This is a genomic window from Streptomyces sp. NPDC057287 (assembly GCF_042667905.1).
Classification (GTDB): Bacteria; Actinomycetota; Actinomycetes; order Streptomycetales; family Streptomycetaceae; genus Streptomyces.
On sequence record NZ_JBHUYV010000006.1, the window covers coordinates 323,286 to 343,681 of the forward strand.

20 protein-coding genes and 3 tRNA genes are annotated in these 20,396 nt (G+C 69.5%); 15 read left to right on the plus strand and 8 right to left on the minus strand.

Translation table 11 applies throughout. From position 1 onward, the window contains the following. Positions 1–68: 68 nt before the first annotated feature. From ACFUNE_RS14430 to ACFUNE_RS14450, 5 genes are all read right to left on the minus strand, one after another. Positions 69–905, minus strand: coding sequence for a hypothetical protein (locus ACFUNE_RS14430; RefSeq protein ID WP_383566401.1), 837 nt, complete (start codon positions 903–905; stop codon positions 69–71). A gap of 82 nt (positions 906–987) precedes the next feature. Beyond that, the gene (locus tag ACFUNE_RS14435) at positions 988–2,211 is read right to left on the minus strand and encodes an MFS transporter (RefSeq protein WP_383566404.1); all 1,224 of its coding nucleotides are present in this window, start codon (positions 2,209–2,211) and stop codon (positions 988–990) included. 123 nt (positions 2,212–2,334) lie between these two features. Continuing rightward, positions 2,335–2,994 carry a DedA family protein gene (locus ACFUNE_RS14440; RefSeq protein WP_383566407.1) on the minus strand — a complete coding sequence of 220 codons (660 nt, stop codon included), beginning with the start codon at positions 2,992–2,994 and terminating at the stop codon, positions 2,335–2,337. Between the two features lie 170 nt (positions 2,995–3,164). Then, the gene (locus tag ACFUNE_RS14445) at positions 3,165–3,821 is read right to left on the minus strand and encodes an SDR family oxidoreductase (RefSeq protein WP_383566411.1); all 657 of its coding nucleotides are present in this window, start codon (positions 3,819–3,821) and stop codon (positions 3,165–3,167) included. Positions 3,822–3,855: 34 nt separating this feature from the next. Then, positions 3,856–5,076, minus strand: a complete 1,221-nt coding sequence (locus tag ACFUNE_RS14450) for an amidohydrolase family protein (protein ID WP_383566414.1) — start codon at positions 5,074–5,076, stop codon at positions 3,856–3,858. Between the two features lie 307 nt (positions 5,077–5,383). Here ACFUNE_RS14450 and ACFUNE_RS14455 point away from each other — a divergent pair. The 6 genes from ACFUNE_RS14455 to ACFUNE_RS14480 all read left to right on the plus strand — a co-directional run bounded on the left by ACFUNE_RS14455 (position 5,384) and on the right by ACFUNE_RS14480 (position 8,012). Further along, positions 5,384–5,456: transfer RNA gene (locus tag ACFUNE_RS14455), tRNA-Thr, on the plus strand. Positions 5,457–5,502: 46 nt separating this feature from the next. Next, positions 5,503–5,575, plus strand: a tRNA-Met gene (locus ACFUNE_RS14460). An 89-nt stretch (positions 5,576–5,664) separates the two neighbouring features. Continuing rightward, positions 5,665–5,829 (plus strand): 50S ribosomal protein L33, encoded by a 165-nt coding sequence (gene rpmG / locus ACFUNE_RS14465; protein ID WP_003956487.1) that lies wholly within the window; start codon positions 5,665–5,667, stop codon positions 5,827–5,829. Positions 5,830–5,930: 101 nt separating this feature from the next. Continuing rightward, positions 5,931–6,383 (plus strand): MaoC family dehydratase N-terminal domain-containing protein, encoded by a 453-nt coding sequence (locus tag ACFUNE_RS14470; RefSeq protein ID WP_383566418.1) that lies wholly within the window; start codon positions 5,931–5,933, stop codon positions 6,381–6,383. Next, entirely contained in the window at positions 6,383–6,811 is a 429-nt protein-coding gene (locus ACFUNE_RS14475; RefSeq protein WP_383566421.1) for a MaoC family dehydratase, read from the plus strand. Before ACFUNE_RS14470 ends, ACFUNE_RS14475 begins: the two co-directional genes overlap by 1 nt. A gap of 145 nt (positions 6,812–6,956) precedes the next feature. Continuing rightward, on the plus strand, positions 6,957–8,012 hold the full coding sequence (locus ACFUNE_RS14480; RefSeq protein WP_383566424.1) for a UDP-N-acetylmuramate dehydrogenase: 1,056 nt from the start codon (positions 6,957–6,959) through the stop codon (positions 8,010–8,012). Between the two features lie 59 nt (positions 8,013–8,071). On the opposite strand, the gene ACFUNE_RS14485 is transcribed toward ACFUNE_RS14480, so the two are convergent. Continuing rightward, the gene (locus ACFUNE_RS14485) at positions 8,072–8,707 is read right to left on the minus strand and encodes an NAD(P)-dependent oxidoreductase (RefSeq protein WP_383566427.1); all 636 of its coding nucleotides are present in this window, start codon (positions 8,705–8,707) and stop codon (positions 8,072–8,074) included. Positions 8,708–8,796: 89 nt separating this feature from the next. Here ACFUNE_RS14485 and ACFUNE_RS14490 point away from each other — a divergent pair, with 89 nt between their 5' ends. Next, on the plus strand, positions 8,797–9,378 hold the full coding sequence (locus ACFUNE_RS14490; RefSeq protein WP_383566431.1) for a TetR/AcrR family transcriptional regulator: 582 nt from the start codon (positions 8,797–8,799) through the stop codon (positions 9,376–9,378). Here the strand turns inward: ACFUNE_RS14490 and ACFUNE_RS14495 are convergent. Together ACFUNE_RS14495 and ACFUNE_RS14500 are read right to left on the minus strand one after the other, a co-directional pair. Further along, the gene (locus tag ACFUNE_RS14495; RefSeq protein WP_383566434.1) at positions 9,371–10,384 is read right to left on the minus strand and encodes an adenosine deaminase; all 1,014 of its coding nucleotides are present in this window, start codon (positions 10,382–10,384) and stop codon (positions 9,371–9,373) included. The two genes, ACFUNE_RS14490 and ACFUNE_RS14495, sit on opposite strands and share 8 nt — an antisense overlap. 124 nt (positions 10,385–10,508) lie before the next feature. After that, on the minus strand, positions 10,509–11,735 hold the full coding sequence (locus ACFUNE_RS14500; RefSeq protein ID WP_383566437.1) for a pyridoxal phosphate-dependent aminotransferase: 1,227 nt from the start codon (positions 11,733–11,735) through the stop codon (positions 10,509–10,511). A 214-nt stretch (positions 11,736–11,949) separates the two neighbouring features. On the opposite strand from ACFUNE_RS14500, the gene ACFUNE_RS14505 reads away from it, so the two are divergent. The 8 genes from ACFUNE_RS14505 to rpoB all read left to right on the plus strand — a co-directional run bounded on the left by ACFUNE_RS14505 (position 11,950) and on the right by rpoB (position 20,343). Beyond that, positions 11,950–12,022: transfer RNA gene (locus tag ACFUNE_RS14505), tRNA-Trp, on the plus strand. 106 nt (positions 12,023–12,128) lie between these two features. After that, the gene (gene secE, locus ACFUNE_RS14510; protein ID WP_356532983.1) at positions 12,129–12,416 is read left to right on the plus strand and encodes a preprotein translocase subunit SecE; all 288 of its coding nucleotides are present in this window, start codon (positions 12,129–12,131) and stop codon (positions 12,414–12,416) included. Between the two features lie 74 nt (positions 12,417–12,490). Beyond that, entirely contained in the window at positions 12,491–13,387 is an 897-nt protein-coding gene (gene nusG / locus ACFUNE_RS14515) for a transcription termination/antitermination protein NusG (RefSeq protein ID WP_383566440.1), read from the plus strand. Between the two features lie 178 nt (positions 13,388–13,565). Next, a complete protein-coding gene (rplK, locus tag ACFUNE_RS14520) occupies positions 13,566–14,000 on the plus strand; it encodes a 50S ribosomal protein L11 (protein WP_073740413.1) in 435 nt (144 codons plus the stop codon). Between the two features lie 82 nt (positions 14,001–14,082). Next, complete coding sequence (gene rplA, locus ACFUNE_RS14525; protein WP_383566443.1) at positions 14,083–14,805, plus strand: 50S ribosomal protein L1; 723 nt, start codon at positions 14,083–14,085, stop codon at positions 14,803–14,805. 409 nt (positions 14,806–15,214) lie between these two features. Continuing rightward, positions 15,215–15,778: a 50S ribosomal protein L10 gene (gene rplJ / locus ACFUNE_RS14530; RefSeq protein ID WP_383566446.1), complete on the plus strand. Its 564-nt coding sequence runs from the start codon at positions 15,215–15,217 to the stop codon at positions 15,776–15,778. Between the two features lie 86 nt (positions 15,779–15,864). Beyond that, the gene (gene rplL / locus ACFUNE_RS14535; protein ID WP_103517760.1) at positions 15,865–16,248 is read left to right on the plus strand and encodes a 50S ribosomal protein L7/L12; all 384 of its coding nucleotides are present in this window, start codon (positions 15,865–15,867) and stop codon (positions 16,246–16,248) included. Between the two features lie 609 nt (positions 16,249–16,857). Next, complete coding sequence (rpoB, locus tag ACFUNE_RS14540) at positions 16,858–20,343, plus strand: DNA-directed RNA polymerase subunit beta (protein ID WP_383566449.1); 3,486 nt, start codon at positions 16,858–16,860, stop codon at positions 20,341–20,343. Positions 20,344–20,396 lie beyond the last annotated feature (53 nt).

The window sequence follows — 20,396 nt, forward strand, 5'->3', positions numbered from 1 at the left end:
GGGTACTCCGAGAGACCTGATCGGGCATCAGGCCGGGCGGGGTTTCTGCGTGTGTGGGCCGGTGGGGATCAGGGCCGTTCGAAGAACTGGAGCACCCCTCCGACGGAGAAGCAGAGCGCGCCCGTGAGCGTGCCCCAGTTGGCGATGTCGACGTTCAGGACGCTTCCCGTGGCGGGGCGGGTGAAGTCGGCCAGTGCCGAAGCCATGAAGAGCACCGATCCGAGCTGGTTGACCGCGACGATCCACCAGCCGAGATCGTGCGGCCGCACGCCCGGCCGGCCGTGGCAGACCTCCAGCAGGGCCAGATGTCCCGAGATGAGGAACAGCGTGCACCCGATCAGGTCCGGTGCCCAGACCAGCCCGTTCTCCTGCCGCGCCGAAAGCCCTCCCAGGAGGGAGCCGACCAGGTTGATGCCGAACACCAGCGTTCCCACGAACAGCAGGAAGGTGCTCAGCCAGTCGATCCGGCCGGGCTCGTAGCTCCACCAACTCCATCGGCGTGCGGCGAGTGACGCGCTCGTGCTGTCCTGGCGAGGAGCCTGGATCGCCTGCAGAAGTGACGCGTAGCCGCCCGTGTTGAAGAACAGACCGCCGGCGAAATAGATCCAGGCGCCCGTCGCGTCGGCGGGGCCGAACTGGGCCACCGCGGCACCTGCGACGAACAGGCCCCCACCGGCCGCGAACGTACCGGCCGCAACCGCGTTGAGCAGGCGGAGGCGGCGCACCGACGCGGTGTCCGCGCGTCGGGGCCGGGCCTCCGGCTCTCCTGCGGCCCGTACGGTGAGCAGGCCGCGCTTGCGTGCCTGCCGTGATTCCCAGACGGCGGTGCTTCCGTCACTGAGACGCCAGGTCATCCGGGTCGTGAACGGCCCCGCGCCCTCGACGGCCTGATCGGTTCGACTCACGCCGCGACCCTAGCTTTTTCGATGCCCCTTCATCCCGCTTGCGTGCGGTTTCCACCCGATGTGGTGGCGGTCCGTCACCTCCTCAGGCTGCCGGACCCGACGTGGTGGGCCCGCCGCCCGACGGTGCGGGGCGCCGCAGCAGGTAGACCCCGGCGCACGTGACCAGGACCGCCATGCACGCGATGAAGACCAGCCCCGCGTCCTGGAGGCCGATGTGGCCGGAGAGGACGCCGACGCCGATCACCGGCAGCGAGATGCCCGCGTAGGCCACCACGAACAGCGTCGAGATGACCGCCGCCCGCTTGTCCGCCGGGGAGGCCGCGGCCACTTGGGCCAGGGCGGCGCGGAAGGTCAGTCCCTGGCCCCCGCCGCCGAGGAGCGCACTCAGCACCACCAGGGGCAGCAGCTGCCACCACAGCGCTGCCGCGAGCAGGGCGAGGCCGCCGAGGAGGCCTGCGCAGCCCAGCGGCAGCGACCGCTGCTCACCGATCCTGCCGACCGCCGACTGCCCGGCGATCGAGGCGAAGAAGGCCAAGGCGACGATCAGCCCGCTCACCGCGTGGTTGTCCACGTCCAGGAACTCGGACAGGAACGCCGGGCTGACCGAGGTGAACACCCCGAACAGGGCGAATCCCACGAAGGAGGCGAGCGCCGCGGGCCTGAACACCGCTCGGACCCCGGACGGCAGTCCGGGCCGCTGCGGGCGGACGGAGCTCAGCGGCCGCCGCTCACGCACGGTCTCCCTCAGGCCGAGCAGGACGACCGCCGATGCGGCCAGCAGCACCAGGTGGACGACGAACGGCAGGTGCAGCGGCCACGGGGCGTACTGGGCGAGGATTCCGGCGAGCAGGGGGCCGCAGCCCAGGCCGCCCATGTTCGCGGCGGTCGCCACGAACGAGGCTCTGGGGGAGTCCCTGCCCGGCGCCAGTTCCATCACGTACGCGGTGGCCGCGCCCGTGAACAGCCCGGCGGACAGGCCCGACAGCAGCCGCCCCGCGAAGAGCCAGCCCAGAGCGGAGGCACCCAGGAAGCAGGCGGCGCTCACCGCCGCGCACCCCAGCCCCCACAGCAGTACGGGGCGCCTGCCCACGGCGTCGGAGGCGTTTCCCGCCAGCAGCAGTACGCCGATGACGCCGAAGGCGTACACGGCGTACACGACGGTCACCGTCAGTTCGGAGAACCCGAGTTCGTCCTGGTAGAGGCCGTAGAGCGGCGTCGGCAGGGTGGTCCCGGCCATGCACACGGCGAACACCGCCCCGGCCGCGTAGCAGGGGAGCCAGCCTCGGCGATCAGGGCCACCGTCCATACGGCGACGCTATCCCGCGAACGCTCCACCGGTCCTGAACGCCTCGCGCCGTGCCTCGCGGGTCGTCACCATCCGCGCCCCCGGCCTCGGTACGGGTGGTCCGGACGACAGGGCCGGCGCGGGTCAGGAACCGCCACGGGCCCGGGCGGCGCCGCGCAGCCGCAGGACGACGTACGTCACGACGGCCACGACCGCCAGGGCGAGCACCGCCTTGGAGGCGAGTCCCACATACGTCCCCACCGTCTCCCACCGGTCGCCCAGCCAGTATCCGGCCATCACCAGAACCGAGTTCCAGATCAGGCTGCCGAGTGCCGTCAGGGTGAGGAAGACGGGCAGGGGCATGCGCTCCACGCCGGCAGGGACGGAGATGAGGCTGCGAAAGACCGGCACCATGCGGCCGAAGAAGACCGCCTTGGTGCCGTGCTTCGCGAACCACTCCTCCGTGCGCACCAGGTCGGAGGCCTTCACCAGCGGCAGCTTCGCCCACAGGGCGCGCATGCGCTCCCGGCCGAAGGCCGCGCCGATCCAGTAGAGGACCAGGGCTCCCACGACCGAGCCGAGCGTCGTCCAGAACAGCGCCGAGGCCAGGCTGAGCACTCCCTGCCCGGCGGCGAACCCGGTCAGCGGGAGGATCACCTCGCTCGGCAGCGGGGGGAAGAGGTTCTCCAGAGCGATGGCCAGGCCCGCTCCGGGGCCGCCCAGAGTTTCGACGAGTCCGGTGGCCCAGCCCGCTATGCCGCCCGAGGGCTCCTGCGGTGCGGCAGTCGAGTACGTGAGATGCATGGAGGTCTCCAAGTCAGCGGGTCGACATCCCGGGCGTGTACCCGGATGACCCTCCATGTCGGAGGCCGCAGCTCAACGGCCGGTGTGCGGGCGGCCGGTCCGGTGTGGGGCCCGCAGGCACGCCTGCGGGGAACCACATCACCTGCGCGGACAACGGCCGGCGCCGCGCCTCAGTTCCCCGCGACGTCCTTCACCGCGACCGTCACCGGCGTGGACCCGCTGATCAGCTCCAGTGTCAGGCCCGCGGTCGCCGGGGTGTCCAGCAGCTCCGCCAGCACCGCCGCCACGTCGTCGCGGGGGACCGGGCCGCGGCCCGTCGACGCGGCGAGCAGGACCTGGCCGGTCCCGGCGTCGTTCGTGAGCATCCCGGGGCGCAGGATCGTCCAGTCCAGGCCGCTCCTGGAGCGCACGTACGCGTCCGCCTCGCCCTTGGCCCGCTGGTAGATGTCGAAGACCTCGTCGCCGGTGCGGCCCGGGTCGGCGCCCATGGACGACACCACGACGTAGCGGCGCACCCCCGCCCGTTCCGCCGCGTCCGCGAAGAGCACAGCCGCCCCCCGGTCCACCGTGTCCTTGCGTGCGGAGCCGCTGTCGGGGCCCGCGCCGGCCGCGAAGACCACGGCGTCCGCTCCCCGCAGGACCTCCGCCGCCTCCTCGACGGACGCCGATTCGAGGTCGAGGACGACGGGCTCGGCCCCGGCCGCCCTCAGGTCCTCGCTCTGCTTCGGGTCGCGGATGACACCCACCGCTTCGTCACCGCGCGCGGCGAGCAGCCGCTCCAGCCGCAGCGCGATCTGACCATGTCCACCTGCAATGACAATGCGCATGTCTCCGACCGTACGCCGCGCGAGGCGCTCGTGCTCAAGGCCCGGCGCCGGTGCCGGAATCGGCGCGTCCCTGACGGGGGAGGTCGAGGGCGGCCGCGGCCTCGGAGTCGCAGTACTCGCGTACGGCGCTGGTACGCGCCACCACGCGGCCCCGGTGCACCACGATCCGGCTGTACGCGAGGGAGAGCACGCCGGCCAGCCCGTCCCCGCGCACGGCCAGCAGCTCGGCGGGGAAGCCCGCCTCGACGCGCACCCGGGGAAGGCCCAGGGCCGCTCTCGCGCCGGTGGAGACGGCTTCGTAGGCGTGCTCGGGACCGAGGCCGCCCTGGGAGGCGAGGAGGTAGGCGGCCTCCAGGGGGTCGCCCCGGCCGACGGGGTTGGCACGGTCGCGCAGGGCTCCGCTGCCCGCGGCCACCCGCACTCCGGCGGCCCTCAACAGCCGTACGGGCGGGCTCCCGCGGTGCCGGGAGCCCGAGCAGCCGCCCTGGGGGAGGCAGACCACCGTCACGGCGGCGGCGGCGAGCCGGTCGGCGGCGCGGGCCGCCTCGGTGCCGGGAAGCCGCGAGAGGCCCGCACAGGGGCCGAGGCAGAGGCCGGGGCGGAGTCCGCCGGCCATGGCGGCCAGCCGGGCGAGCCGGGCGGGGTCGTCACCGTCGGTGTGCAGGTCGACGGGGAGGCCCCTGGCGGCGGCGAGGTCCAGGACCGCTTCGGTGTGGCCGGCGGGATCCGGGTCGAGGTCGGGGCAGCCGCCGATCACGCCCGCGCCCATGTCCACGGCGTCGCGGAGCACGGCGAGGCCGTCGGCGCCCGCGACGCCGGTGAGGAGCCGGGGCACGGCGACGGCGGTCACCTCGGTGAGGCCGCGCAGGGAACGGCGGGCCCCCAGGACGCCTTCGAGGGAACCGAGCCCCCGCACGTCGCCCACGCGCACGTGGGCGCGCAGCGCGGTGGCCCCGTGGCTGAGCTGGAGCAGTGCGGCCTCCGTGGCCCGGCGCCGGACGTCGTCGGGCAGGCAGGACACGGGGCCGTCGGCGGCGCCGGTGAGTGCCGTGTCCGCGTGGGCGTGGGGCTCGGCGGGGGCGGGCAGCAGGAGGTAGCCGCGCAGGTCCAGACGGGTCCCCCGGGTGGTGAGGCTGCCCGCCGTGCCCACCGCCTCGATACGCGTGCCGCCGATCCGCACGTCGACGGTGCGCCCGTCCGCGAGCCGGGCCCCGCTGAGGAGGAGTGCGGGCGCGCCGCTGTGGCTGTCGGGCATCGCGCCGCTCCTGAGGGAATGCAAGATCACGCAGAGTGCGCCCAACTTAGGCGGAGGCTCCGCTCGCTCCGAGGAGGAGCGCATTAGTCGTACGAATGTGGCTCTGGAGGGCCGAGGGCGGGAGCGGGCAGGAGGAGGGCGCCGCGGGTGCCCGTGCGCTGATCCGCGGAGATCGCGTACGCGCTGATCAAGGGCCTGATCAGGGGGGTGGCGACGAGGGCCGCCCCGGGTGCGGAACGGGGTCCGGAGAGGGCCGCGGAAACGGATTTGGGCGTCGGCGACAGACCGTGTAATGTCTTCCTCGCTCGCCCCAATAGCTCAGTCGGTAGAGCGTCTCCATGGTAAGGAGAAGGTCTGCGGTTCGATTCCGCATTGGGGCTCTGGTGATCGGGTCATCCCGCTTCGGCGGGGGAAACCCGGCATCAAAGCGGTGTAGCTCAGTCGGTAGAGCAAGCGGCTCATAATCGCTGTGTCACCGGTTCAAGTCCGGTCACCGCTACTAACGGTAGCCGATTGTGGGGTCGGTCCTTCGATCGGCTACTCTTTTTTGCGTTCATCCGTCCATCCGTCCGTCCAAGGAGCACTCACGTGGCTGCCACCGACGTCCGCCCGAAGATCACGCTGGCCTGCGTGGAGTGCAAGGAGCGGAACTACATCACCAAGAAGAACCGGCGTAACAACCCGGACCGTCTTGAGATGAAGAAGCACTGCCCGCGCTGCAACTCACACACTGCGCACCGCGAAACGCGCTGAAACAGGCTCGTACACGAGGCCGTCCCCACTGGGGGCGGCCTCGTGTCGTTGTATTGGGTTGTTCCTCGCCCTATTCGACTTTCTCAGGAGGTACCGAGCTCATGGCGCTCGACCAGTCCTTCGTGGGGCGGACCTATCCGCCCACCCCGGCGTACGAGGTCGGCCGGGAGAAGATCCGGGAGTTCGCGGAAGCGGTGGGTGACACCAACCCCGCGTACATGGATCCGGAGGCCGCCAAGGCTCTCGGGTACCAGGATGTGATCGCTCCCCCCACGTTCGTCTTCTCCATCACCTTCAAGGCCGCGGGCCAGGTCGTCCAGGACCCTCAGCTGGGCCTGGACTACAGCCGCGTGGTGCACGGTGACCAGAAGTTCGCGTACGTGCGTCCCGTCCGGGCGGGGGACCGGCTGACGGTCACCTCCACCATCGAGGCCATCAAGACGATGGCGGGCAACGACATCGTGGACATCCGCGGTGAGGTGCACGACGAGTCCGGTGAGCACGTCGTGACCGCGTGGACGAAGCTGGTGGCGCGCGCCGCCGAGGAGGCGTGATGACGGCGACCATTGCTTACGGGGCGGTCGAGGTCGGCACGGAGCTGCCGGCGCAGTCGTTCCCGGTGACACGGGCGACGCTGGTGCAGTACGCGGGCGCCTCCGGTGACTTCAACCCGATCCACTGGAACGAGAAGTTCGCGACCGAGGTCGGTCTGCCGGACGTGATCGCGCACGGCATGTTCACGATGGCCGAGGCGGCCCGGGTGGTCACGGACTGGGCCGGCGACCCGGGTGCGGTCGTCGAGTACGGGGTGCGGTTCACCAAGCCGGTCGTCGTGCCGAACGACGGCACCGGGGCGCTGATCGAGGTCAGCGGCAAGGTCGCCGCGAAGCTGGACGACAACCTGGTACGGGTCGACCTGACGGCGATGAGCGACGGCAAGAAGGTGCTGGGCATGTCCCGCGCGGTCGTCCGCCTCGCCTGACCCGCCGCTTCCGCGTCGGCCCGAAGGGCGTCCTCCTCGGGAGGGCGCCCTTCGCGCTGTCCGCGGCCCCCGCCCAGGTGCGCCCCTGTCCGTGCCCCCGTGGCCCCGCCCGGGTGCCGGGGCCGTGGACCGTACTCTTGTCCCCGTGCAGGAACTCCACGACGCCCCCCTCGCCCCCCTGACCACCTTCCGGCTCGGCGGCCCGGCCAGCCGCCTCCTGACGGCCACGACCGACGACGAGGTGATCGCCGCCGTACGCGAAGCCGACGACAGCGGCACCCCGCTCCTGGTCGTCGGCGGCGGCTCCAACCTGGTCATCGGCGACAAGGGCTTCGACGGAACGGCCCTCCGCGTCGCGACCGAGGGCTTCGAGCTCTCCGGTACGACGCTGGAGCTCGCCGCGGGCGAGGTCTGGACCGACGCCGTGGCCCGCACGGTCGCCGCAGGACTGGCAGGGATCGAGTGCCTCGCCGGGATCCCCGGATCCGCCGGGGCGACGCCGATCCAGAACGTCGGTGCCTACGGGCAGGAGGTGTCCTCCGTCATCACCGAGGTCGTCGCCTACGACCGGCACGCCCGGGAGACGGTCACCCTGGCGAACGAGGCCTGCGCGTTCTCCTACCGCCACAGTCGTTTCAAGGCCGAACCGGGCCGTTTCGTCGTCCTCCGTGTCCGTTTCGGGCTGGAGGACGCGGGTGGTCGCTCCGCACCCCTCCGCTACCCGGAGACGGCCAGGGCCATGGGGGTCGAGCAGGGCGACCGGGTCCCCGCCGCCGACGCCAGCGCGACCGTCCTCCGGCTGCGGGCGGGCAAGGGGATGGTGCTCGACCCGGAGGACCACGACACCTGGTCGGCCGGGTCCTTCTTCACCAACCCGATCCTCGACGAGGCGGAGCACGCGGCCTTCCTCGCCCGCGCCGCCGAGCGCCTGGGCGCGGACGTCACGCCCCCGGCCTTCCCCGCGGGCGACGGGCGCGTGAAGACCTCGGCCGCCTGGCTCATCGACAAGGCGGGCTTCACCAAGGGCTACGGCACAGGCCCCGCCCGCATCTCCACCAAGCACACGCTCGCCCTCACCAACCGGGGCGGGGCGACCACCGAGGACCTGCTGGCCCTGGCGCGCGAGGTCGTCGCAGGGGTCCACGAGGCCTTCGGGGTCACCCTCGTCAACGAGCCGGTGACGGTGGGAGTCAGCCTGTAGGGGCCGTTCGGGCCGTTCGGGCCGTTCGGGCCGTTCGGGTCGGCGGTCCCGCGCGGCGTTCAGTAGGCGACGCCCACGCCCTGCCGCACGGCGGCCGGCTCGCCGATGAGCGCCAGCATCGCGTGGGCCACATCGGCCCGCGCGATGGACCGCCCGCTGCGCGGGGTGCCGCCCACGACCGTCCGGTACGTCCCCGTCCGCGGGCCGTTCGTCAGCTTCGGCGGCCGCACCGACGTCCAGTCCGCCGCGCTTGCGGTCAGGGCGGCCTCCATGCGCGTCAGATCCGCGTACACCTCCCTGAGGACCGTGCCGATCACCCGGCGGACCGCCCGGTCCAGCAGGGGGTCGTCCGCAGGCTCCGGGCCGACCGGTGCCGCGCTCACGACCAGCAGCCGCCGCACTTCCTCCGCCTCCATCGCCCCCAGCACCTGCCGGGTCAGCCGCTCCGCCACGTCGCCGGCCTTCCGGCCCCGCGCCCCGAGCCCGGAGAGCACCGCGTCCCGTCCCGCCACCGCCCCGCGCACGGCGGCCACGTCGCCCAGCGGCACGACCCCGTGGAGATCCGCACCCCGCAGCCCCTCCGGGAGCCGCGAGGGATCCCGGACCACGGCCGTCACCTCGTGCCCCGCCGAGAGCGCCTGCCGCACGATCTCCTGGCCGACGGCCCCCGTCGCTCCGAACACTGTGAGCCTCATGACACACGCCCTCCTCAGGTGGGTGAGTATTCACTCACCCTTAGGGTGAGTGGACGCTCACCCCTTCGTCAACCCTTTCTGGAGCACTCGTGGAGCAGAAGCCGGCCCGCATCCGCATCATCGACGCGGCTCATGAGCTCATGCTCGGCATCGGCCTCGCGCGGACGACGACGAAGGAGATCGCGAAGGCCGCCGGCTGTTCCGAGGCCGCGCTGTACAAGTACTTCACGAGCAAGGAGGAGCTCTTCGTCACCGTCCTCGGCGAACGCATGCCGAGGCTGGGCCCCCTGCTGAGCGATCTGGAGGCGGGCACCGGGGAACTGGAGCAGAATCTCACCGAGATCGCCCGCCAGGCGGCGCTCTTCTACGAGCAGACCTTCCCGGTGCTCGCCTCCCTGTACGCCGAACCCCGGCTCAAGCACCGCCACGAAGCGGCGATGCGCGAGATGGGCACCGGCCCGCACAAGCCGATCCAGGGGCTCGACGCCTATCTGCGTGCCGAGCAGCGGGCAGGCCGTGTCGGCCCCGGCGCCGACACCTATGCCGCCGCCTCGCTGCTGCTGGGCGCCTGCGCGCAGCGTGCCTTCGCCTACGAGACGGGCGGGGCCCCGCAGCCGCTGGACGCCTTCGCCGCGTCCCTCGCGCGCACCCTGCTGGCCGGCATCAGCTAGCGAGCCACGCGTCGATCCCGCCCAGCAGTTCCTCCCGCACCTCGGCGGGAGCCACCGAGCCCCGCACGGACTGCCGTGCCAGCTCGGCCAGTTCCTCGTCGGTGAACGCGTGATGGCGGCGTACGAGCTCGTACTGCGCGGCCAGCCGGGAACCGAAGAGCAGCGGGTCGTCCGCGCCGAGGGCCATCGGCACCCCGGCGTCGAACAGAGTGCGCAGGGGTACATCGGCGGGCTTCTCGTAGACGCCGAGTGCCACGTTGGACGCCGGGCAGACCTCGCAGGTCACTCCCCGCTCCGCGAGCTTGCGCAGCAGCCTCGGGTCCTCGGCCGCCCGCACACCGTGCCCGATCCGGAAGGCGTCGAGGTCGTCCAGGCAGTCCCGGACGCTGGAGGGGCCCGAGAGTTCGCCGCCGTGCGGGGCGGCGATCAGACCGCCCTCACGGGCGATGGCGAAGGCGCGGTCGAAGTCGCGGGCCATCCCGCGGCGCTCGTCGTTGGAGAGACCGAAACCGATGACACCCCGGTCCGCGTACCGCACGGCGAGCCGGGCCAGGGTGCGGGCGTCCAGCGGATGCTTCATCCGGTTGGCGGCGATCACCACCCGGATCCCGAGACCGGTCTCCCTCGCGGCGCTGTCCACGGCGTCGAGGATGATCTCGATGGCCGGGATGAGCCCGCCGAGCAGCGGGGCGTACGAGGTGGGGTCGACCTGGATCTCCAGCCACCCGGAACCGTCCGCGACGTCCTCCATGGCGGTCTCGCGCACCAGCCGCTGGATGTCCTCCGGGGAGCGGAGGCAGGACCGGGCGATGTCGTAGAGGCGCTGGAAGCGGAACCAGCCGCGCTCGTCGGTGGCCCGCAGCTGGGGCGGCTCACCCCCGGTCAGCGCCTCGGGCAGACGGACCCCGTACTTGTCCGCCAGTTCGAGCAGGGTCGTGGGCCGCATCGACCCGGTGAAGTGCAGGTGCAGATGGGCCTTGGGCAACCGCCGTACGTCACGCTCCATTGAAGGATCTTGCCGCACACGAGGGGTGTCGCGGTAGCCGGATCCCCTTGTGAGTTACCGCTCGAACAGAGAAGTGGCCCCCGGCCGGAGCCGGGAGCCACTTTCCTCAGGTGAGTGCTCCGCGTCAGTCGCGGGCCTCGCCCAGCAGCTTCTGGAGCCGCGAGACGCCCTCGACGAGGTCGTCGTCGCCCAACGCGTAGGACAGCCGCAGGTAACCCGGGGTGCCGAAGGCCTCGCCCGGCACCACGGCGACCTCGGCCTCGTCCAGGATCAGGGCGGCGAGCTCGACGGAGTCGGCGGGACGCTTGCCGCGGATCTCCTTGCCGAGCAGGCCCTTCACCGACGGGTAGGCGTAGAACGCGCCCTCGGGCTCGGGGCAGAGCACGCCGTCGATCTCGTTCAGCATGCGCACGATCGTCTTGCGCCGGCGGTCGAAGGCGGTCCGCATCTCGGCGACCGCGTCCAGCGGGCCGGAGACGGCGGCTAGCGCGGCGACCTGCGCGACGTTGCTGACGTTGGAGGTGGCGTGCGACTGGAGGTTGGTCGCGGCCTTCACGACGTCCTTGGGGCCGATGATCCAGCCGACGCGCCAGCCGGTCATGGCGTAGGTCTTGGCGACACCGTTGACCACGATGCACTTGTCGCGCAGCTCGGGCACGACCGCCGGGAGCGAGGCCGCGGCCGCGCCGCCGTAGACCAGGTGTTCGTAGATCTCGTCCGTCATGACCCACAGGCCGTGCTCGACGGCCCAGCGGCCGATGGCCTCGGTGTCGGCCTCGCTGTAGACGGCGCCGGTCGGGTTGGACGGGGAGACGAACAGGACGACCTTGGTGCGCTCCGTGCGGGCCGCCTCCAGCTGCTCCACGGAGACGCGGTAGCCGGTGGTCTCGTCGGCGACGACCTCGACCGGGACACCGCCGGCGAGACGGATGGACTCCGGGTACGTGGTCCAGTAGGGAGCCGGGACGATGACCTCGTCGCCCGGATCGAGGATCGCGGCGAAGGCCTCGTAGATGGCCTGCTTGCCGCCGTTGGTCACGAGGATCTGGGAGGCGTCGATCTCGTAGCCGGAGTCGCGCAGGGTCTTCTCCGCGATGGCGGCCTTGAGCTCGGGGAGCCCGCCCGCCGGGGTGTAGCGGTGGTACTTCGGGTTGCGGCACGCCTCGATCGCGGCGTCCACGATGTAACCGGGTGTCGGGAAGTCGGGCTCGCCGGCGCCGAAGCCGATCACCGGACGCCCGGCGGCCTTCAGGGCCTTGGCCTTGGCGTCGACGGCGAGGGTGGCGGACTCGGAGATCGCACCGACGCGGGCGGAAACCCGGCGCTCGGTCGGAGAAGTTGCAGCGCTCATGCCCCCCATGCTCGCAGACCGGAAATGCCCGGGGCACAGCGGTTTCAGGGAGCGGACAGGAGTCGGACAGCATCCGGACAGGACCGGTCGGTAGTTGTCTGTTCGACGCGACGCCCCGGAACACGTACACTCACCTGTCGTTGGCCTTCATCAGCCGCACCGTTTTCCCAACCGGTTCGCCGGGGAAGATGCGGTAGGTTGGTGGAAACCACAAAGGGTCGTAGCTCAATTGGTAGAGCACTGGTCTCCAAAACCAGCGGTTGGGGGTTCAAGTCCCTCCGGCCCTGCTACACACTCCTTCGCCAGGATGTGTGCGCATGTACGTACTTCAATGCACAGCCGTGCGGCTCCACCGGGCGCGGCACGGCCACGACCCGGAATCAGGTGAGTAGCGTGACGGACGCCGTGGGCTCCATCGACATGCCTGATGCCGAGGATGAAGCCCCCGAGTCGAAGAAAAAGGCTCGGAAGGGCGGGAAGCGCGGAAAGAAGGGCCCTCTGGGCCGTCTCGCGCTGTTCTACCGCCAGATCGTCGCCGAGCTCCGCAAGGTCGTATGGCCCACGCGCAGCCAGCTGTCCACGTACACGGCCGTAGTGATCGCGTTCGTGGTCGTCATGATCGGTCTCGTCACCGTGATTGACTTCGGATTTGCGCGGGTCATCAAGTACGTCTTCGGCTGATCCCCGCGGAGGGCGCCTCATCGGCGCCCCTTTCGCATGTTCCACCCATTTGTATCCAGGAAGAAGCAGCCATCGTGTCTGACCCGAACCTGAACGACGACGCCGAGCCCACGGCGAGCGCCGTCGAGTCCGCCGAGGACGAGCTCGACATCGTCGAGGCGGCAGACGCCGTGGCCCCGGACCAGGTCGAAGCTGCTGACGACGCCGCGGGCGAGCCCGCCGAGCAGGACGCCGTACACGCCGAGTCCGACGAGGACGAGTCCGAGGACGAAGAGTCCGACGAGGACGAAGAGGCGGCCGAGGACGACGCGACCGACGAGTCCGACGCCGAGGAGGCCGAGCCGGCCGCCCCCGTCGACGCCGTCACCGCGCTCCGCGAGGAGCTGCGCGGACTTCCCGGCGAGTGGTACGTCATCCACACCTACGCGGGCTACGAGAAGCGCGTGAAGGCCAACCTGGAGCAGCGCGCCGTCTCGCTCAACGTCGAGGACTTCATCTACCAGGCCGAGGTGCCCGAGGAAGAGATCGTCCAGATCAAGAACGGTGAGCGGAAGAACGTCCGTCAGAACAAGCTCCCGGGATACGTCCTGGTGCGCATGGACCTGACGAACGAGTCCTGGGGTGTTGTCCGCAACACGCCCGGTGTCACCGGCTTCGTGGGCAACGCCTACGACCCGTACCCGCTGACCCTGGACGAGATCGTCAAGATGCTCGCCCCCGAGGCCGAGGAGAAGGCGGCCCGCGAGGCGGCCGAGGCCGAGGGCAAGCCGGCTCCGGCCCGCAAGGTCGAGGTGCAGGTCCTGGACTTCGAGGTGGGCGACTCGGTCACCGTCACCGACGGCCCGTTCGCGACGCTGCAGGCGACGATCAACGAGATCAACGCCGACTCGAAGAAGGTCAAGGGCCTCGTCGAGATCTTCGGTCGCGAGACCCCGGTCGAGCTGAGCTTCGACCAGATCCAGAAGAACTGATCGGCTTTCCGCCAGCTTCTGGACACATGCTTACCGAGCAGGTCAGACCGGCTTCGCAGCCGCTCTGACCTGCTCGGTTTTTGGTCGCGCAGCTATACCCGTTATCGTTGCGCGGTATGCCTCCATCCGGATGACCGGAATGGCGGCGAAACACTCTCACTAGGACCCGGAGAGAGCAATGCCTCCCAAGAAGAAGAAGATCACGGGGCTTATCAAGCTCCAGATCAACGCCGGTGCGGCCAACCCGGCGCCGCCGGTCGGTCCCGCACTGGGCCAGCACGGCGTGAACATCATGGAGTTCTGCAAGGCCTACAACGCCGCGACCGAGTCGCAGCGTGGCATGGTCGTGCCGGTGGAGATCACGGTCTACGACGACCGTTCCTTCACCTTCATCACGAAGACTCCGCCGGCCGCCAAGCTGATCCTCAAGGCCGCGGGTGTGGACAAGGGCTCCGGCGAGCCGCACAAGACCAAGGTTGCCAAGCTCACGGCTGCCCAGGTCCGCGAGATCGCCACGACCAAGCTCCCCGACCTGAACGCCAACGACCTCGACGCCGCGTCGAAGATCATCGCTGGCACCGCCCGTTCCATGGGCATCACGGTCGAAGGCTGAGTCAGCCCCGTAGCCCCACAGTGGTAGGACCAAGCGCTGGTCCGCACCACGACTCCACACTCTGAAAACCACAGGAGTAGATGTGAAGCGCAGCAAGAACCTCCGCGCTGCGGACGCGAAGATCGACCGGGAGCGCCAGTACGCCCCGCTCGAGGCCGTCCGTATCGCCAAGGACACCGCCGCCACCAAGTTCGACAGCACCGTCGAGGTCGCGTTCGCGCTGGGTGTAGACCCGCGCAAGGCCGACCAGATGGTCCGTGGCACCGTGAACCTCCCGCACGGCACCGGCAAGACCGCCCGGGTCCTGGTCTTCGCGACCGGTGACCGTGCTGCGGCCGCGGAAGCCGCGGGCGCCGACATCGTCGGCGCCGACGAGCTCATCGACGAGGTGGCCAAGGGCCGCCTGGACTTCGACGCCGTCGTCGCCACGCCGGACCTCATGGGCAAGGTCGGCCGCCTGGGCCGCGTGCTCGGTCCGCGTGGTCTGATGCCGAACCCGAAGACCGGCACCGTCACCCCCGATGTCGTGAAGGCTGTCAACGACATCAAGGGCGGAAAGATCGAGTTCCGCGTCGACAAGCACTCGAACCTGCACTTCATCATCGGAAAGACCTCTTTCGATGACACGAAGCTGGTCGAGAACTACGGCGCGGCCCTCGAGGAGATCCTCCGCCTGAAGCCGTCCGCCGCGAAGGGTCGCTTCATCAAGAAGGCGACCATGAGCACGACGATGGGCCCCGGCATCCCGCTGGACTCCAACCGCGTGCGCAACCTCCTCGTCGAGGAGGACCCGGCCTCCGTCTGAGCCTCCGTGCTCACCCGGTAGCCGACGTCACGGCACGGACGGGCCCCGCAGCCTCCAGAAGGCTGCGGGGCCCGTCCTCGTACGTACGCCACGTCGTCCGAGCGGCGTATGCCACGCCCTCCGAGCGGCCCCTAAACCTCTCGCACCGGTCGGACCGTGACGGATTTGCTCCGAACGGCCCCGATCGCGTACTCTCACCAAGAAGCCAAAGACCGCTGGTCGTTGCCGTGCTCTCGCAGGAGAAACCGGTGACCGAAGGATCCGTCGAGAACGGACGACCTGCGCAGGTGACCGTGGAAAGCTCCCGGATTCATTCGGTCGAGCTACGCCCTGGCGCCTGCGCCGGGGCGTTTGTTCTTTCCCGGCCCCTTCTGAGCGGTCCTCATCACCCGGAAGGAGGCCGACGCTCATGGCAAGGCCCGACAAGGCTGCCGCGGTAGCCGAGCTGACGGACCAGTTCCGCAGCTCGAACGCCGCTGTGCTGACCGAGTACCGGGGTCTCACCGTGGCGCAGCTCAAGACGCTGCGCCGTTCGCTCGGTGAGAACGCCCAGTACGCCGTGGTGAAGAACACGCTGACCAAGATTGCGGCCAACGAGGCCGGGATCGACACGCTGGACGACCTGTTCGCAGGTCCGACGGCAGTTGCCTTCATCACCGGTGACCCGGTGGAGTCGGCGAAGGGTCTTCGTGACTTCGCCAAGGACAACCCCAACCTCGTCATCAAGGGCGGTGTCCTTGATGGTAAGGCGCTGTCCGCCGATGAGATCAAGAAGCTCGCGGACCTCGAGTCCCGCGAGGTTCTGCTCGCCAAGCTGGCCGGCGCCATGAAGGGCAAGCAGACTCAGGCTGCGCAGCTCTTCCAGGCTCTGCCGTCGAAGTTCGTCCGCACCGCGGAAGCGCTTCGCGCCAAGAAGGCCGAGCAGGGCGGTGCCGGTACGCCGGCTCCCGCCGACGCCGAGGTGGCGGAGTAACACTCCGCTCCACCGGCTCGCAGCGGGCCCGTACGCCCGCCTACATATACATCCGGCACCTGCCGAATTAGTGGAAGGACGCCATCATGGCGAAGCTCAGCCAGGAAGACCTGCTCGCCCAGTTCGAGGAGCTCACCCTCATCGAGCTCTCCGAGTTCGTTAAGGCGTTCGAGGAGAAGTTCGACGTCACCGCCGCCGCGGCCGTCGCCGTTGCCGGTCCCGCCGCCGGTGGCCCCGCCGCCGAGGCCGAGGCCGAGCAGGACGAGTTCGACGTCATCCTCACGGGTGCCGGCGAGAAGAAGATCCAGGTCATCAAGGTCGTGCGTGAGCTGACCTCGCTGGGTCTCAAGGAGGCCAAGGACCTCGTCGACGGCGCCCCGAAGCCCGTCCTCGAGAAGGTCGCCAAGGAGGCCGCCGAGAAGGCTGCCGAGTCCCTCAAGGGCGCCGGCGCCTCCGTCGAGGTCAAGTGACCCTGCGAGTCATCTGACTCCTCAGGACTGTCCCTTCCGCGAGGCGGGGATGTCACATCGCAAAGGGCGATCACCCATCCGGGTGGTCGCCCTTTGGCGTGCCCCAGGAGGCTGCCTTGATCTTCCGCCCGCGGCGAGTAGGGTGATCTTCGCCGTGCGTTTCTCCGGGGCGCCAGGAGGCGTCAACCGGCGTCCTCCGGGCGCAGGTGAAGATCGTCGGTCGTCCGCCGGGACCCCCGGGTCTTGACGAACCGCACGCGGCGCGCAATTCTCAGGACGCGTCGTCATCTCGATCCGCATCCGAGGCATGGATCGAGAGCGAAGAGGGCAGTAAAGAAGAGCGCACACCGCGCGAGGGCTATTCATAGGTGTTGAGAACAGCTGTTGAGAGCAACGTGGGTCTCTGAGAACCCCGACTGGACATCAGTGTGGCGTTTGGCTACACTGACCCTTTGCGCTGCCTGTTAGCTGCCTCCTGCCCGTCACCAGGGGCATGCCCACGCCTAGCACCGATGACCGGACCATCCCTGACCTTGGGATTCCTGTCTCTGTGTGCGGCATGGGGCCGGTACGCGCGTAGTGAGTCCGAGCCCTCGGAAGGACCCCCTCTTGGCCGCCTCGCGCAACGCCTCGACCTCGAATACGAACAACGGTGCCAGCACCGCCCCGCTGCGCATCTCTTTTGCAAAGATCAAGGAGCCCCTCGAGGTTCCGAACCTCCTCGCGCTGCAGACCGAGAGCTTTGACTGGCTCCTCGGTAACGCCGCCTGGAAGGCTCGCGTCGAGGCTGCTCTGGACAGTGGACAAGACGTCCCCACCAAGTCCGGCCTGGAGGAGATCTTCGAGGAGATCTCGCCGATCGAGGACTTCTCCGGGTCGATGTCGCTCACGTTCCGCGACCACCGCTTCGAGCCCCCGAAGAACTCGATCGACGAGTGCAAGGAGCGCGACTTCACGTTCGCCGCGCCGCTCTTCGTCACGGCCGAGTTCACCAACAACGAGACCGGCGAGATCAAGTCCCAGACGGTCTTCATGGGCGACTTCCCGCTCATGACCAACAAGGGCACCTTCGTCATCAACGGCACCGAGCGTGTCGTCGTGTCGCAGCTCGTGCGCTCGCCGGGTGTCTACTTCGACTCCTCCATCGACAAGACGTCCGACAAGGACATCTTCTCCTCCAAGATCATCCCTTCCCGGGGTGCCTGGCTGGAGATGGAGATCGACAAGCGCGACATGGTCGGTGTCCGCATCGACCGCAAGCGCAAGCAGTCCGTCACCGTCCTCCTGAAGGCTCTCGGCTGGACCACCGAGCAGATCCTCGAGGAGTTCGGCGAGTACGAGTCCATGCGCGCCACCCTGGAGAAGGACCACACCCAGGGCCAGGACGACGCGCTGCTCGACATCTACCGCAAGCTGCGTCCGGGCGAGCCGCCCACGCGCGAGGCTGCTCAGACGCTGCTCGAGAACCTCTACTTCAACCCGAAGCGCTACGACCTCGCGAAGGTCGGCCGCTACAAGGTGAACAAGAAGCTCGGCGCCGACGAGCCGCTCGACGCCGGTGTGCTCACCAGCGACGACATCATCGCCACCATCAAGTACCTGGTGAAGCTGCACGCCGGCGAGACCGAGACGACCGGCGAGTCCGGCCGTTCGATCATGGTCGAGACCGACGACATCGACCACTTCGGCAACCGCCGTATCCGTAACGTCGGTGAGCTGATCCAGAACCAGGTCCGTACGGGTCTCGCCCGTATGGAGCGCGTCGTGCGTGAGCGCATGACCACCCAGGACGTCGAGGCGATCACGCCGCAGACCCTGATCAACATCCGGCCGGTCGTCGCCTCCATCAAGGAGTTCTTCGGCACCAGCCAGCTGTCCCAGTTCATGGACCAGAACAACCCGCTGTCGGGCCTGACGCACAAGCGTCGTCTCAACGCCCTCGGCCCGGGTGGTCTGTCCCGTGAGCGCGCCGGCTTCGAGGTCCGTGACGTTCACCCGTCGCACTACGGCCGCATGTGCCCGATCGAGACGCCCGAAGGCCCGAACATCGGTCTGATCGGCTCGCTGGCCTCCTACGGGCGCATCAACCCGTTCGGCTTCATCGAGACGCCGTACCGCAAGGTCGTCGAGGGCGTCGTCACCGACGACGTCGACTACCTGACGGCCGATGAAGAGGACCGCTTCGTGATCGCCCAGGCGAACGCGACGCTCTCCGAGGACATGCGCTTCACCGAGGCCCGCGTCCTGGTCCGCCGTCGTGGCGGGGAGATCGACTACATCCCCGGTGACGACGTCGACTACATGGACGTCTCGCCGCGCCAGATGGTGTCGGTCGCGACCGCGATGATCCCGTTCCTCGAGCACGACGACGCCAACCGTGCCCTCATGGGCGCCAACATGATGCGTCAGGCCGTCCCGCTCATCAAGAGCGAGGCGCCGCTGGTCGGTACCGGCATGGAGTACCGCTGTGCCACCGACGCCGGTGACGTGCTCAAGGCGGAGAAGGCGGGTGTGGTCCAGGAGGTCTCCGCGGACTACATCACCGTGACGAACGACGACGGCACGTACACCACGTACCGCATCGCCAAGTTCTCGCGCTCCAACCAGGGCACCTCGGTCAACCAGAAGGTCGTCGTCTCCGAGGGCGACCGCGTGATCGAGAGCCAGGTCCTCGCCGACGGGCCCGCCACCGAGAACGGTGAGATGGCGCTCGGCAAGAACCTGCTCGTGGCGTTCATGCCGTGGGAGGGTCACAACTACGAGGACGCGATCATCCTGTCGCAGCGCCTCGTGCAGGACGACGTCCTCTCCTCGATCCACATCGAGGAGCACGAGGTCGACGCCCGTGACACCAAGCTCGGCCCGGAGGAGATCACCCGGGACATCCCGAACGTCTCCGAAGAGGTCCTCGCCGACCTCGACGAGCGCGGCATCATCCGTATCGGTGCCGAGGTCGTCGCCGGCGACATCCTCGTCGGCAAGGTCACGCCCAAGGGCGAGACCGAGCTGACCCCGGAGGAGCGCCTGCTCCGCGCGATCTTCGGTGAGAAGGCGCGCGAGGTGCGCGACACCTCGCTGAAGGTCCCGCACGGCGAGATCGGCAAGGTCATCGGCGTCCGCGTCTTCGACCGCGAAGAGGGCGACGAGCTGCCGCCGGGCGTGAACCAGCTGGTCCGCGTCTACGTCGCGCAGAAGCGCAAGATCACCGATGGTGACAAGCTCGCCGGCCGTCACGGCAACAAGGGCGTCATCTCCAAGATCCTGCCGATCGAGGACATGCCGTTCCTGGAGGACGGCACCCCGGTCGACATCATCCTCAACCCGCTGGGTGTCCCGTCCCGAATGAACCCGGGACAGGTCCTGGAGATCCACCTCGGCTGGCTCGCCAGCCGCGGCTGGGACGTCTCCGGCCTCGGTGACGAGTGGGCCCAGCGCCTGCAGGCCATCGGCGCCGACCAGGTCGCCCCCGGCACCAACGTCGCCACCCCCGTCTTCGACGGTGCGCGCGAGGACGAGATCACCGGCCTCTTCCAGGCCACGATCCCGAACCGCGACGGCGACCGGCTGGTCCAGCCCTCGGGCAAGGCCAACCTGTTCGACGGCCGCTCCGGCGAGCCGTTCCCGGACCCGGTCTCGATCGGGTACATGTACATCCTCAAGCTGCACCACCTGGTCGACGACAAGCTCCACGCCCGTTCGACCGGCCCGTACTCCATGATCACGCAGCAGCCGCTGGGTGGTAAGGCGCAGTTCGGTGGGCAGCGATTCGGTGAGATGGAGGTGTGGGCCCTTGAGGCTTACGGCGCCGCATACGCCCTCCAGGAACTCCTGACGATCAAGTCCGACGACGTGACCGGCCGCGTGAAGGTCTACGAGGCGATCGTCAAGGGCGAGAACATCCCCGAGCCGGGCATTCCCGAGTCCTTCAAGGTGCTCATCAAGGAAATGCAGTCGCTCTGCCTCAACGTGGAGGTGCTGTCCTCGGACGGCATGTCCATCGAGATGCGCGACACGGACGAGGACGTCTTCCGCGCGGCGGAGGAGCTCGGTATCGACCTGTCCCGGCGAGAGCCGAGCAGCGTCGAAGAGGTCTGACGGGTTGGCCGGCCGGATCCCCGTGATCCGGCCGGCTCTCCCCGGACCCGTTC